We start from the raw sequence: 12,982 nt of genomic DNA, 5'->3' as shown, positions 1-12,982 counted from the left end.
TTTTCAGTATTGACGAGGAACCGAGCATGAGTAGCGGACGTATCGTACAGATCATCGGTGCGGTCATCGACGTGGAGTTTCCACGCGAAGACGTACCCAAGGTTTATGATGCGCTCAAAGTGGATGGTGGTCAGACCACTTTGGAAGTGCAACAGCAATTAGGTGATGGTATTGTTCGTACCATCGCTATGGGAAGTACAGAAGGCTTGCGTCGTGGTTTGGATGTCAGCAACACCAATGCACCTATTTCAGTACCTGTAGGAACTGAAACCCTGGGTCGCATCATGGATGTTCTGGGTAATCCAATTGATGAAGCTGGCCCAATCGGTGAACAGGAGCGTTCTCCTATTCACCGTACAGCTCCAGGATACGCCGATCAGGCAGCATCCGCCGAGTTGTTGGAAACCGGTATTAAAGTAATCGATCTGGTTTGTCCTTTTGCGAAAGGTGGTAAAGTTGGTCTGTTCGGTGGTGCGGGTGTAGGTAAAACCGTAAACATGATGGAACTGATTAACAACATCGCAAAAGAGCACTCCGGTCTGTCTGTATTCGCAGGTGTAGGGGAGCGTACTCGTGAGGGGAACGACTTCTACTACGAAATGAAAGAATCCAACGTACTGGATAAAGTAGCGATGGTTTACGGGCAGATGAATGAGCCCCCAGGAAACCGTTTGCGTGTTGCTTTGACCGGTTTGACCATGGCGGAAAAATTCCGTGACGAAGGTCGTGACGTACTGTTGTTCGTAGACAACATCTACCGTTACACCCTTGCAGGAACTGAAGTATCCGCACTGTTGGGTCGTATGCCTTCTGCGGTAGGTTATCAGCCTACGCTGGCTGAAGAGATGGGCGTTCTGCAAGAGCGTATCACTTCAACTAAAACAGGATCAATCACATCTGTTCAGGCCGTATACGTACCTGCGGATGACTTGACCGATCCATCGCCAGCAACGACGTTCTCGCACTTGGATGCGACCGTTGTATTGAGCCGTGATATCGCAGCGAAAGGTATTTATCCTGCAATCGATCCACTGGATTCTACCAGTCGTCAGCTGGATCCTCTGATTATCGGTCAAGAGCATTATGAAGTTGCTCGTGGCGTTCAAACCATACTACAGCGTTACAAAGAGTTGAAAGACATCATTGCGATTCTGGGTATGGACGAGCTGTCAGAAGACGATAAGCAGATCGTATCCCGTGCACGTCGTATTGAACGTTTCTTGTCTCAGCCTTTCCATGTTGCGGAAGTCTTCACCGGTTCTCCCGGTAAGTATGTATCCTTGAAAGATACGATTTCTGGCTTCAAAGGTATTCTGGCAGGCGACTACGATGATTTGCCAGAGCAGGCTTTCTACATGGTTGGTTCCATTGATGAGGCTGTTGAAAAAGCTAAGGGTATGAAATAATACCCTTAATTAACAGAGGCAAAGCATATGGGTATTACGGTGCATTGCGATATCGTAAGTGCTGAAGAAGAAATCTTTTCAGGACTCGTTGAAATGGTAATTGCTGCGGGTAGCGAGGGTGATCTGGGTATCGCTCCTGGCCACACGCCATTGCTGACTCAATTGAATCCAGGTCCTATCCGTGTTATCAAACAAGGCGGAGAGGAAGAGGTTTACTACGTATCCGGTGGCTTTCTGGAAGTTCAGCCAAGTATCGTAACGATACTTTCTGACACTGCACAGCGTGCAGCAGATATGGATGAGGCAGCAGCTATAGAGGCGAAGAAAGAAGCCGAAAAAGCGTTGGCGAACCAGAGTGGGGATTTCGATTACTCACGCGCTGCGACACAGCTGGCCGAAGCAGTTGCACAATTGCGAGCAATTCAGCAATTGCGAAACAAGCTGAAGTAAGTGTCAATTGTAAAATACTTAAAAGGGTGGCCTAGGCTGCCCTTTTTTGTTTCTGATAGTCTAAAATCTGTAGTAATTCTTCTTTATAACACTACGTACACTGCAGCTTCCCCTATGCGCGCTGTTTTCGTCGTTTTTTAGTTTGCTAAACTTCTTTTCAATCGGTGAACCTGAATCCGGTTTTTGCTTTTTATTATCAGGGAATAGAACATGTCTATAGAAGTGATCATTCTGGCTGCAGGCCAGGGTTCCAGAATGAAATCCGAGTTGCCCAAAGTGCTCCATGCCATCGCCGGAAAGCCGATGGTTAAACATGTTATCGATACGGTAAAAACGCTGGATTGTTCAGCCATACATGTTGTTGTCGGCCACGGTGCTGACGCGGTCAAGAATGCTGTTACGGATGAGGTGACCTGGGCGCTCCAGGAGCAGCAATTGGGAACCGGCCATGCCGTTGCACAGGCCTTGCCCAATGTTTCGGATGATTCTACGGTATTGATACTATACGGTGATGTCCCATTGACGAGCTGCGAGACGTTATCCAATCTGGTTCAGCATGTAAATGAAGGAACCTTGGCATTATTGACCGTTAATCTTGATGACCCAACTGGATATGGCCGAATAATTCGAGATCAGCCCGGTTTTGTTAAAGCGATAGTCGAACAAAAAGATGCGACACCAGACCAGTTGGAAATAAAGGAAACCAATACTGGTATTCTGGCGGTCAAAGCGCATCACCTGAAAAAGTGGTTGCCGCTCTTATCTAACAGTAATGCACAAGGTGAGTATTATCTTACGGATATTATTGCCATGGCCGTTGGCGATGCGATGGAAATTATGGTTGCCCAACCGTCTTCTGAACAGGAAGTTCAGGGGGTGAATAATCGCTTGCAATTGGCGACACTCGAACGCTGGCATCAACTCAGAATCGCAGATCAGTTGATGACCGATGGCGTGACGTTGGCGGATCCGGCTCGTGTCGATGTCAGGGGGAGAGTCAAAACAGGTACTGATAATTTCATTGACGTGAACTGTGTGTTTATCGGAGAGGTAACACTTGGCAATCATGTTCAGATTGGTCCGAATTGCCTGATTAAAGATGCCACTATTGGCGATGATGTTGTAATAGAAGCAAATACGATTATTGATTCCTCTGAGATTGGTAATGCCTGTACGATCGGGCCATTTGCGAGGGTTCGTCCTGGTACTGTGATGGCTGAAAAAGCGAAAATCGGCAATTTTGTAGAGACCAAAAAAACCATCGTAGGTGCTGGCAGCAAAATTAATCATCTCAGCTACGTTGGCGATGCGGTATTGGGGCAGCATGTTAACGTCGGCGCGGGCACAATTACGTGTAATTATGATGGTGTGAATAAATTCAAAACCACCATAGGCCATGGCGTGTTCGTCGGTTCAAACAGCTCACTGGTTGCTCCTGTTACTATTGGCGATTACGCAACACTGGGTGCTGGCTCCGTAATCACAAAAACGGTAGAAACTGAACAGTTAGCCATTGCCCGTGGCAAACAACGAAATATTGATGGCTGGCAACGGCCTGTGAAAAAACAGGATAACTAATCCTGCCTTGCTTAGTCTGTGGTGCTCGTTGTCTAATATCACGAATACTTGCGACAACGGTATTGCAACAAGCAAGCGAAACGATTTAAGAATCACACCAAACAGTCTGAAGAAGGGATAAGGGTATGTGTGGAATAGTGGGTGCTGTCGCGCAGCGTGATGTTGCGGAAATCCTGTTGGAAGGCCTGAAACGGCTGGAATATCGCGGTTATGATTCTGCCGGTTTGGCGGTATTAACCGAAAACAGCGATTTCAAACGAGTCCGAAGAGTGGGCAAAGTACAGACATTGGCTGACACGATCCAGGCAACCCCCTGTCCGGGTGGGACAGGCATTGCTCACACGAGGTGGGCGACCCACGGTGAGCCCAATGAAACTAATGCACACCCTCATGCATCAAGTGATCGTATCATTGTTGTGCACAACGGTATTATCGAAAACCACAGTGAGCTTCGTGAAAAGCTGGTTGCAGAGGGGTATTCCTTTGAGTCTGCGACGGACACGGAAGTGATTGCGCATTTGGTGCATGCCGAGCTGGCGAAACACGATTCTTTACTGGCTGCCTTTCGCGCTTCTGTAGCGCAGCTGGAAGGGGCTTATGGTACGGTTGTCATGGACACTCAGGATCCATCACGATTGGTAGCCGCCCGATCTGGAAGTCCTTTGGTGGTTGGCTATGGTCTGGGTGAAAACTTCCTGGCTTCTGATCAGATGGCATTGTTACCCGTCACACGTCGGTTTTCGTTCCTTGAAGAGGGTGATGTTGTCGAGTTAACCCGGCGGGAAGTGCAAATCTATGACAAAGCGGGGAATCCGGTAGACAGGCTGATCAAAGAATCTGAAGTTAGCCATGATGCTGGAGATAAAGGGCCTTATAAGCATTACATGCTCAAGGAGATATTTGAGCAACCCATCGCTGTAAAAAACACCTTGGAAGGCAGAGTCGCAAATGGCCAGGTTCTGGATACTGCCTTTGGTGAAAATGCCGCTGAAATTCTGAAAGATATTAAACACGTACAAATTATTGCCTGTGGTACCAGTTATCATGCCGGTATGGTAGCGCGATATTGGTTTGAAGAGTTGGCAGGCGTATCCTGTAATGTTGAAATAGCCTCTGAATTTCGTTACCGACGTTCCGTTGTTTATCCCAATTCATTGTTAGTCACGATCTCCCAATCCGGTGAAACTGCAGATACCCTCGCAGCTTTGCGATTGGCAAAAGAATCGGGTTATACCGCCAGCCTGACCATTTGTAATGTACCCGGATCCTCTCTGGTTCGGGAGAGTGATCTCGCCTACATGATGAAAGCCGGTGCGGAAATTGGTGTGGCCTCAACCAAAGCTTTTACGGTGCAATTGACTGGTCTGTTATTGTTGGTGGCTGCATTAGGACGGAACAATGCCATGTCGGCTGAAAAAGAAGCTGAAATTGTCTCGGCACTACAATCCCTGCCAGCAAAGATTGAACAAGCGCTGGATATGAACGATGCCATCGCAGACGTTGCAGAAGATTTCACCGACAAGCAACACAGTTTGTTCCTGGGACGAGGCGATCAGTATCCTATCTCGATGGAAGGCGCTTTGAAACTCAAAGAAATCTCCTATATCCATGCGGAAGCCTATGCTGCCGGTGAACTAAAACATGGCCCCCTGGCATTGATCGATGCTGAAATGCCGGTTATCGTTGTCGCGCCAAATAACGAATTGCTGGAAAAACTGCATTCCAACGTGGAAGAAGTTCGCGCACGAGGTGGCTTGATGTACGTCTTTGCAGACCGTAAAGCGAAATTCAAAAGCGACGAAACCATGAAAGTACTGGATGTTCCACACTGCGAAAGTATCGTAGCGCCGATACTTTATACCGTCCCCCTGCAACTGCTCAGTTATCATGTCGCCTTGATCAAAGGTACCGATGTTGACCAACCGCGTAACCTGGCAAAATCCGTAACGGTTGAGTAGAGTGGCTGAAAATGGTTCTTAGAAATGTCTAAGTAAAATGAAGTTGGATCCCGTAAAATGAAGTTGGAACCTAGATAGTCCAGTGCCATACTTACCCAAGGGAACATAGACATTCTGAGGGCTTTAACAGTTAACGAAATACTTGACTAAACCTACTCATATACAGTAGCTTGTACAGTATTGTTTTCTCATGGATGGAGGTGATGATTATGGCTGAATTTCTATCGATAGGCGCTGCCGCTTTTCTGCTGGGTGTGGCCGTTTCCACCCTTCGTTGCTGGGAAAAAGAATCACGATTTTTCTCAGATTTCCGTACGCCGGGTGGCCATCGTCGTTACGCGCTTGATAAACTTTTAGCCTTTTGCGGTCAGTCGACTGCTAATGAGCAACGCAGAACGATCTGTTATGCACGCGTCTCTTCTCATGATCAGAAAAAAGATTTGCAAACGCAAATTGCGCGATTGTATGGTTCACGTCGTCGTAAAAATCAACGAGCCATCGCCTAGTGAATACGCCAACGAAAACACTCACCTTTGAAACCCGGCTTGATTTGATTCATGAGCAGGATGCGGCATTGTGTCAATATGCCGAGCTGTGGAATCAAGTGAAGTTTCGTTGGTTTGCTAACTTACAAAAGCCTAAAGCCCAGCAATTAAATCGTACCCAGTTTATGCATGAAATGGGGATGCCGTTCAGCTATCGGGTGTTTCAAGGCGTACGGCAAAGCATTAAAGGTTTACTCCAGTCTTACCAAACCAATCGAAACAACCGACTGGTGACGCTGGAAGTTAAAATCAAACAGCTGGAGAAAACGCTCAATAAGCTAAAGAAGCGCTGTGACCATGTTGCAGAGAAAGGCAGCCCGCAACAGGCGAAACAACTTCGCAACAGGCTACGACAGAAGGAAGTGAAACTGCGTCGTTGGCAGCAAAAGCAGTCCGCCTTGGTGGCCGAAAAACAGGAAAACAAAACACCGATTTGTTTTGGTGGTCGAAAGCTGCTGAAAGAGCGACAAACACTAAAATCCAATGAAGAGGTCAGGGATTGGCAATGTCGCTGGCACGAAGCGCGACACCGTGAATTTCTATTAGTGGGTTCTCATGATGAATCCTGGGGATGTCAAAATGCCCAGCTCTCGCCCAGTGAGCAAGAAGATGCTTACCAACTAAAACTCCTGGTGCCCCACCAATTACGCGCCACGTTCGGCACGACCATTAACATTGATCGCCTGCAATTCAAGCATGGTAAGGCGATGATTGCCCAAGCCGTTTGGCAAAATCAGGTTAAAAAACTCGATAAATCAATCAAAGGGTTAGTGATTGGTCGTCGGCATTATGGCTTTAAAGAAAAGCCGCCAAAACAACTCATTGGTATTAACGCGAAGGGTACCGTTAAGACCGAGCATCCGCCTGTAAGGATGGGGCTCGGGGATTATCAGTATTACAACAAACTTCAGCGTTGGTACCAACCACTCGAAAAATCATTAGATTTTCTGAGTGGCTGGCGTCACTTTCGTCGTGTGAATCGGGTTAGTTACTCCGTTGAGGCTCACCTTGATGGTAGACCGGGCATGAGTCCCGACTTGATTCAGGAAAGCACTACCTTGCTTTCCGCGCACCCTGCGCTGTAGGGATAGGCTCGTTTAAACCATGAGTAGGTTTAAGCAGGTTTATGAAAACGGTGACATAAAAGGCCTGTTTGCAGATTTCGATACCACCAGTAATCGTTTGGGAAATACAGTAAAGGAAAAAAACAGTCGTTTAGCTGATGTGTTGAAAGGCGTGGCAGGGCTGGAGTTTGGCGACACTTTTTTTGCAGAGAGGGATGCTGCTCATATCGACCTGTTCGGCGATGCCTATGAATTTTTGATCTCCAACTATGCAGCCAATGCCGGTAAATCCGGGGGCGAGTTTTTCACCCCGCAACATGTTTCTAAACTTATTGCTCAGCTGGCTATGCATAAACAAACCGGCGTTAATAAAATTTATGACCCAGCAGCCGGCTCTGGTTCTCTCCTGTTACAAGCCAAAAAACATTTTGACTCGCATATTATTGAAGACGGAATCTTCGGGCAGGAGATTAACCACACCACTTACAACCTAGCTCGTATGAATATGTTTTTGCATAACATCAACTACGACAAGTTCAATATACAGCTGGGTAATACGCTGATAGACCCGTACTTTGGTGATGACAAGCCCTTTGATGCTATCGTTTCTAATCCTCCTTATGCAGTGAAGTGGATCGGTAGTGACGATCCAACTTTAATTTACGACGAGCGCTTTGCCCCTGCTGGCGTATTGGCGCCCAAATCCAAGGCTGATTTTGCCTTTGTGCTGCATGCACTGAGTTACCTCTCTAGCAAAGGCAGGGCTGCCATTGTTTGCTTTCCAGGTATTTTTTATCGTGGCGGTGCTGAACAAAAAATTCGCAAATATCTGGTAGATAACAACTACGTAGAAACAGTCATATCCCTTGCGCCCAATTTGTTTTTTGGTACCACCATCGCTGTCAATATTCTGGTACTTGCCAAAAACAAAATTAACACTAATACCCAGTTTATTGATGCCAGCAGTCTGTTTAAGAAAGAAACCAACAATAATATCCTCACCGATGAGCATATCAAACAAATTATGGCTGTGTTTGATAGCAAGGAAAATGTCGATCATCTCGCCAAGTCAATACCGCTTGAAACCATCGCTGCCAACGATTACAACCTGTCGGTAAGCAGCTATGTGGAAGCCAAAGACACCCGCGAAATGATCGATATCACCAAGCTCAATGCTGAGCTAAAAATCACAGTCAAAAAAATCGATCAACTGCGGACGGATATTGATGCTATCGTGAATGAGATAGAGGGCGCTTAGGATGACTGATAAACCTACCTCGCTGACCCAATCTCCAGAGGGGTATAACGATTGGTTGGCTGAGTTAAAAAACAGAATTCATAAGGCACAACAGCGGGCAACACAGGCAGTTAACCGTGAGTTAGTCATACTGTACTGGCAGATCGGGAGCGATATTCTGGAGCGGCAGGCCGCCCAGGGTTGGGGGGCGAAAGTGATCGATCGGCTGGCTCACGACCTGCGCACTGCATTCCCAAGCATGAAAGGGTTTTCACCGCGAAACCTGAAATATATGCGAACTTTTGCCGATGCCTGGCCCAATTTGGAATTTGTGCAAGAGGTGCTTGCACAATTGCCCTGGTATCATCAGATTGCGCTACTTGATAAGCTTAAAACAGCAGATGAACGCAGTTGGTATGCGCAAAAGGCGATTGACCATAACTGGTCCCGCAACGTGCTGGTGATGCAGATAGAAACCCGCCTGCTAGAGAGACAGGGCAGTGCCGTCACTAATTTTGAACAACGATTGCCCAAACCTGATTCCGATCTCGCCCGTGAATCGATCAAAGATCCTTACCGCTTCGACTTTCTGGGGCTGACTGACGAAGCGCAAGAGCGGGCGATAGAGGAAGCACTAGTTAAGCATGTGACTCAGTTTCTACTGGAATTAGGCGCTGGCTTCGCCTTTGTCGGTCGTCAAGTATTGCTAAAAGTGGGTGAGGAAGAGTTTTTTATCGACCTGCTTTTTTATCACCTTAAGCTGCGTTGCTATGTGGTGATTGAACTCAAAGCTGACAAATTCAAACCAGAACATCTTGGTCAGCTGGGCTTTTATATGACCGCGGTGGATAGACAGGTGAAAGCCGAAGAGGACAACGCCACCATTGGTCTACTCCTTTGTAAAAGCAAAGACAAAGTGGTGGCAGAATATGCCCTGGGAGACAAAAGCCAGCCGATGGGCATCGCGGAATACAAACTGCAAGAAGCCTTACCTGAAACGCTGGAAACCAACTTGCCCAGTATTGAACAGATTGAGCAGGAGTTACAGGGAGGCAGTGAATGAGTCAGTTGAACTATTTGGATAAGCTGCTTTATGGTGTGCAGGTAGAATGGAAAACTCTAGGAAAGGTTGCAGATTAACTTACAACAAATCAAGAGAAAGCTCCGATGGGCAAGGTTTTAAAGTTCTTCGTGCAAATAACATTACCTTGTCTAGGGGCTGTTGACGTTTCGAAATAAGTTATTAATTTAAAATAGCAAACCCGCAATATTGTAGTTCCCACACAACGATACAACGAGTTTGCTATGCCCCGACTAATGCTCAGTGACGAGCTTTGGTTGAAGCTAAAGTTAATCTTGCTTCAATTTGGTGTCTATGACAAGCGAAGCTTGCGCATGACGGTGGAAGGAATGTTATACCGAATGTGCACAGGATTACCTTGGAGAGATTTGCCTGATTACTTCGGCCATTGGAATTCCGTCTATAAAAAATTTAACGCCTGGTCAGCCAAGGGAATTTGGCCAAAGGTGTTTGAATTTTTTGTGGTTGAACCTGATTTGGAATGGGGTTTTATTGATGGTAGTTATGTGAAAGCTCATCAGCATAGCAGTGGTGCCGCAGCTGCAGGAGATCAAGCTATAGGCCGCAGCAGGGCTGGATATACCAGTAAAATCCATATGGTTGTTGATGGCTTTGGGTTGACCGTACACTTTGAAATCACGGGAGGTCAGACACACGATTCCAGCGCAGCAGATGACGTGTTGGAAGGGGCTGATCTCTTTGAATACGTCATAGGTGACAAGGGGTATGATAAGGAGCCATTACGACAGAAAATAAGAGACAGAGGCTCGATTCCGATGATACCAAGACGTCGTAATTCAACGGTTGGTAATGATGATATGGACTGGGGTTTATACAAAAATAGACACTTGATTGAAAACCAGTTCGCAAGATTAAAACACTACCGAGCAGTAGCTACTCGGTATGACAAATTAAAAAGAAATTTTGAATCTGTGGTGGCGATGGCATGTGCAATTCAGTGGTTACCTATATGAAACGTCAACACGCCCTAGCCTTTTCGCTTGTAATGGCTGCTTACTTGGCTATTCAGTCAATGATTTCTTTCTCCCAGTTGATAAAAATTCTTTTCTGAGTAGCTTAATTTAGTATTTTCAAATAGAGGCGTGGTAATGCAGTTGTTTAGTCAAGCTAAGCCGTCCCCTGTTAGGAAAATAAAAAAGATTCAATTTCATTAAGATTCGCGATAATTATTTGCTGCGCCTCTGCTTTGGCTTCCAGCTTTTTGGGATCTAAATTTAACGCTTGTAGAGTATAGGTAATCAGCGCTGCACGAGTTTCTATTTTAAGCTGACCATCAACCATGCCGTAGTCATGAGAAATGACGGACTTCTGAGATTCGGATAACCTTGAGTCAGGCTGAATAATAATTTCTACCTGGCGATTCCACCGCTCGTCATCTTCGACACTGAGTGTTGATTCCGTCAGTATTTCTGGGTGTCCACGAAATCGACTCAATACAAAATCCCGAAATCCCCTGTTTTTCTCGCAATAAGCTCTGATGTGCCAGCGCAGTGGTGTGCAAACCAATGTATGGGGAGCAATGACGCGAGTTTCTTCTATCGGTGAATTGAGCGATATGTAGTCTATCTCTACACGTTTTTTCTCTCGAGCGGCTTGCACTAGGGGCCTGATAATATGGGGCTTAATGTTTCTGATTGGCACTTGCAACACTTCACTATTGGTCAATCCAAGGTCTAAACCAGAAAACGTATGAGCGATATCTTTGTTGCGACTCAGTACATGCAAATACTCATCTGCTGTGCCTGTCGTTAGTTTGGGAGTGAAGTTTTCTGTTGGTTTATAGCCTTTTAAGTGTTTGTCATAGATGAGGTTTTCAGGCCCGATCTCCTTGAGATACTGATTTATATCTTTTGATGCCTGCTGTCGCCCGATGCCAAAACTGTTGCATAGGTGGTTTGTGGTGAGCCGACCTTCCCATTGCGCTACGATTTCTATTAGTCGATATCGCATGAGCAAATCCCAACGCAGTGGCCAAATATTTTCGTCTAAGTGAGTCTTTGTCGTCATGGCTGTCACCTTACAACTTGGTTCGACATATGGTTGAAAATTGTACGTGTGTATGTAGACAGTATAGATATGTATCTAATGACGACATATTATAGGTTTTATGGTAATCGAGCTATCTCTCAAATAGGTGAGTCATGGACGTGTCTGCTCAACAACGTACACAAAAATATATTTCAGCTCGTAAGCAACATCCTGCTTGGTTGTTACTTGCATCGCCTCGGGCGCCTTTAGTGCTCGGTTGTTTAACTTCGTTATTTGAAATGACCGAAGACGGAATTGCCGAGGAAGATGCTTTGCAGGCACTTTCTGCAATGTTGTTGGAATATGCCGATCAGGATGATTATGACATCGACTCCAATAATACCCGGTTACTGGCTGGGCGTGAGTTAAGGAAATGGATTAAGAGCCGTTTAGTGATAGAGCGCGGGCAAAGAATATACGCAACCGATGCTTTATCAACAGCTATCCAATTTATAGAGTCTCTGGATAACCGCATTATGACGTCGACCGCATCCCGTTTATCAGTTGTTCAAAGGGAAATTGAAAGCTTGGAGGAGGGGCTCAATCCAAGTAAGGAAAGTCGGATTGCGTCACTAAGACGAAAAATTAAAGCACTAGAGTTGGAGTTGGAAGACGCGGAAGCTGGGAATATCTCGGTTCTATCAGGAGAGGATGCAGTCGAGCGTATTCGGGAGGTGTATGGATTAGCTACAGGTTTAAGAGCTGACTTTCGCCGAATTGAAGATTCCTGGCGCGAGGCCGACCGAGAGCTTCGCCAATCAATCATGTCAGAAAGTTATCATAGAGGTGACATTGTTGACCGATTGTTAAATGGGCAGGAAGCACTGCTCAATACTCCGGAGGGGCGCGTTTTTGATAGCTTTCAGCAGCAACTGCGTCAGAGTATTGAGCTAGACAATATGCGCCTGCGTTTGCGCAACATTCTGTCTCACCCTTCTGCGGCCAAAGCGCTAAAACATTCTCAGCTCGTGGATCTTAAATGGTTGCATCTAAAGCTCGTACGTGAAAGTCAGTCTGTGTTGCAGGCTAGGACTCGTAGTGAGCGAGATGTAAAAGGTTTTCTTAAAACCGGATTGGCAGCAGAGCACCATCGCGTTGGGGCTTTGCTTAATGAAATTTTGCATGCTGCTCTGGAATTGGATTGGCAAAGACAAAAAGTTCGCCGTGCTGAATCGACGCTGCCTCCTGTTGGCTTCGCTCTTGGGACGATTCCCGTGAATGAGCGATTGCGTTTTAAATCCCTAGAGAATGAAAGTGATGAAGAACTGGATTTGTCGACAACAGAGGCGAATTTAAACGAAATAGGTGACGACTTTTGGGAAGCGTTTGAAGGGCTGGATCGAGAGGCTGCGATCCAGGAAACACTGACGCTTTTGATAAGCGAAGGGAGACCTATGACGATTGCAGAGCTGGCTGATAAGTTGCCACCTGCACATGACTTGGAAACTTTTGCGTTATGGCTTGGGATGGCCAGAGAAGCGGGTATTGATGTTCATGATAGTGAAAAGCAGTCATTTGAACTGCGGGATGATGAATATCGACGCTGGCTGTTTGAATTGCCACTTGTGGCGCTAAGTGCACAAAATCTAGATGGAATTGATTGGGAGATATAAC

At 46.3% G+C, this 12,982-nt stretch carries 11 protein-coding genes; 10 read left to right on the top strand and 1 reads right to left on the bottom strand.

Features of this window, described 5'->3' with window-relative positions; genetic code table 11:
- The first annotated feature begins 26 nt into the window (after nt 1-26).
- The 9 genes from atpD (at nt 27) to OLMES_RS27720 (ending at nt 10,293) form a co-directional block, all read left to right on the top strand.
- Nucleotides 27-1,406, top strand: coding sequence for a F0F1 ATP synthase subunit beta (atpD, locus tag OLMES_RS27760; RefSeq protein WP_087464252.1), 1,380 nt, complete (start codon nt 27-29; stop codon nt 1,404-1,406).
- Between the two features lie 27 nt (nt 1,407-1,433).
- Nucleotides 1,434-1,856: a F0F1 ATP synthase subunit epsilon gene (locus OLMES_RS27755; protein WP_087464251.1), complete on the top strand. Its 423-nt coding sequence runs from the start codon at nt 1,434-1,436 to the stop codon at nt 1,854-1,856.
- Between the two features lie 210 nt (nt 1,857-2,066).
- Nucleotides 2,067-3,434 carry a bifunctional UDP-N-acetylglucosamine diphosphorylase/glucosamine-1-phosphate N-acetyltransferase GlmU gene (glmU, locus tag OLMES_RS27750; protein ID WP_087464250.1) on the top strand — a complete coding sequence of 456 codons (1,368 nt, stop codon included), beginning with the start codon at nt 2,067-2,069 and terminating at the stop codon, nt 3,432-3,434.
- A gap of 125 nt (nt 3,435-3,559) precedes the next feature.
- A complete protein-coding gene (glmS, locus tag OLMES_RS27745; protein WP_087464249.1) occupies nt 3,560-5,392 on the top strand; it encodes a glutamine--fructose-6-phosphate transaminase (isomerizing) in 1,833 nt (610 codons plus the stop codon).
- A gap of 209 nt (nt 5,393-5,601) precedes the next feature.
- Nucleotides 5,602-5,898, top strand: coding sequence for a MerR family DNA-binding transcriptional regulator (locus tag OLMES_RS27740; protein ID WP_087464714.1), 297 nt, complete (start codon nt 5,602-5,604; stop codon nt 5,896-5,898).
- Entirely contained in the window at nt 5,898-7,022 is a 1,125-nt protein-coding gene (locus OLMES_RS27735; RefSeq protein WP_087464248.1) for a hypothetical protein, read from the top strand. Before OLMES_RS27740 ends, OLMES_RS27735 begins: the two co-directional genes overlap by 1 nt.
- A gap of 19 nt (nt 7,023-7,041) precedes the next feature.
- Nucleotides 7,042-8,259 carry a type I restriction-modification system subunit M gene (locus OLMES_RS27730; protein WP_198343162.1) on the top strand — a complete coding sequence of 406 codons (1,218 nt, stop codon included), beginning with the start codon at nt 7,042-7,044 and terminating at the stop codon, nt 8,257-8,259.
- 1 nt (nt 8,260) lies between these two features.
- The gene (locus OLMES_RS27725; protein WP_087464247.1) at nt 8,261-9,301 is read left to right on the top strand and encodes a PDDEXK nuclease domain-containing protein; all 1,041 of its coding nucleotides are present in this window, start codon (nt 8,261-8,263) and stop codon (nt 9,299-9,301) included.
- Nucleotides 9,302-9,543: 242 nt separating this feature from the next.
- Nucleotides 9,544-10,293, top strand: coding sequence for an IS5 family transposase (locus tag OLMES_RS27720; protein ID WP_087464246.1), 750 nt, complete (start codon nt 9,544-9,546; stop codon nt 10,291-10,293).
- A 169-nt stretch (nt 10,294-10,462) separates the two neighbouring features.
- On the opposite strand, the gene OLMES_RS27715 is transcribed toward OLMES_RS27720, so the two are convergent.
- Nucleotides 10,463-11,347 (bottom strand): helix-turn-helix transcriptional regulator, encoded by an 885-nt coding sequence (locus OLMES_RS27715; protein ID WP_087464245.1) that lies wholly within the window; start codon nt 11,345-11,347, stop codon nt 10,463-10,465.
- A 134-nt stretch (nt 11,348-11,481) separates the two neighbouring features.
- Between OLMES_RS27715 and OLMES_RS27710 the strand changes: the two genes are divergently transcribed.
- Nucleotides 11,482-12,981: a DUF3375 domain-containing protein gene (locus tag OLMES_RS27710; RefSeq protein ID WP_087464244.1), complete on the top strand. Its 1,500-nt coding sequence runs from the start codon at nt 11,482-11,484 to the stop codon at nt 12,979-12,981.
- The last annotated feature ends 1 nt before the right edge of the window (nt 12,982 follow it).

The sequence above is a fragment of the Oleiphilus messinensis genome (genome assembly GCF_002162375.1).
GTDB lineage: Bacteria > Pseudomonadota > Gammaproteobacteria > Pseudomonadales > Oleiphilaceae > Oleiphilus > Oleiphilus messinensis.
Note: the sequence above shows the minus strand (reverse complement) of the source record. Positions and strands in the feature narration are given on the sequence as shown.